The organism is Paraburkholderia sp. SIMBA_030 (assembly GCF_046535245.1).
In the GTDB taxonomy this organism is placed as follows: Bacteria; Pseudomonadota; Gammaproteobacteria; order Burkholderiales; family Burkholderiaceae; genus Paraburkholderia.
This window is the reverse complement of sequence record NZ_JAWRXB010000984.1, coordinates 1-257: the sequence shown is the minus strand read 5'-3', so window position 1 is coordinate 257 and position 257 is coordinate 1. Positions and strand designations below refer to the sequence as shown.

Genomic DNA, 257 nt, shown 5'->3' with positions numbered 1-257 from the left:
ACGCGTGTACCGCTACGAGAGCGGCACGTATGCGGCCGACATCGCGGTGGACGATGCGGGCCTCGTCACCGATTACGACGAATGGCGGCGGATCGGCGCGACGCATTCGCCGTAACGCGTCGCAGCGACGGGGCGTCAGCGCGCGTTGGCGACCGTTACCTTGCCGGGAATCAGCTTCAGCGTGCTGAACGCGTCGGCGATCTTCTGCTGATACGCGAGCGTCGCATCGGTGATGGGCTGCACACCGTAGCCGGCCC

1 pseudogene is annotated in these 257 nt (G+C 66.9%); it reads right to left on the bottom strand.

The features are described 5' to 3' along the window. Positions 1-135: 135 nt before the first annotated feature. A pseudogene (locus tag SB772_RS42960) lies at positions 136-257 on the bottom strand (sulfonate ABC transporter substrate-binding protein); the annotation flags it as partial.